At 54.6% G+C, this 824-nt stretch carries 1 protein-coding gene; it reads right to left on the bottom strand.

Annotation, left to right across the window (positions count from 1 at the left end; translation table 11 throughout):
• Window positions 1–824 (bottom strand): thiamine ABC transporter substrate-binding protein (locus tag ACR0B3_RS24335; protein ID WP_480811287.1); only part of this gene is annotated, 824 nt, incomplete at both ends.

The raw sequence follows: 824 nt of genomic DNA, 5'->3' as shown, positions 1-824 counted from the left end.
CCATCTGTCAATCGCTGCATCGCGAAGCGCCGCAGCCTCATCCCCCGAGAAGTGCAGCACTTTTTCAGGGGCAATCAAGGTTTCAAACCCATCGGGCAGCGCCGAAGCGGGCAAAGCCGCAGGATACATCCAGTTTGTCGTGGGGATTACGGATTGGAATTCGGGCGACAGCATGAAGGTCATAAACGCACGCGCTAAATCGGGTTGATCGCTTGCCGCAGTGATGCCTGCAATTTCAATTTGCATATAATGCCCTTCGTCAAAGGCAGCGGCAGATTTGCTTGGGTCTTCCTCAGCAATGAGGTGATAGGCGGGGGATGTTGTGTAGGAAAGCACCATATCGGCCTCACCCTCTAGGAACAGGCCGTAGGCCTCTGACCATCCTGGGGTAACCGTGACGATGTTATCCGCCAAATCCTGCCAAATCTGCGCAGCACCATCGCCATAAGCGGCCTCAATCCAATAAACGAGGCCCAAACCTGGGGTCGAACTGCGTGGGTCTTGGATCAAGATGCGCAGATCACTTGCGCCCAATTCCTCAAAACTTTGTGGGGGATTGGGCAGATCAGCATTATGGACAAAGGCGAAATAGCCCCAATCAAAGGGCAGAAATTCTGCATCATCCCAAGCGATTGGTAGGGTCAGCCCCTCAACGAAGATATCATGCGTGGCGAATAGGCCCGTATCGCGTGCGGCTGTCATCAGGTTTGTATCAAGGCCTAAGACCACATCCGCTTCGCTGCGGCTCCCCTCAAGCTTAATCCGCGACAGCAGTGCTGCGCCATCGCCCGCACTGACGAATTGCAGATCACAGCCACAGCTTT

The organism is Ruegeria sp. CE9 (assembly GCF_056537425.1).
This window is presented reverse-complemented; position numbering and strand designations above follow the sequence as displayed.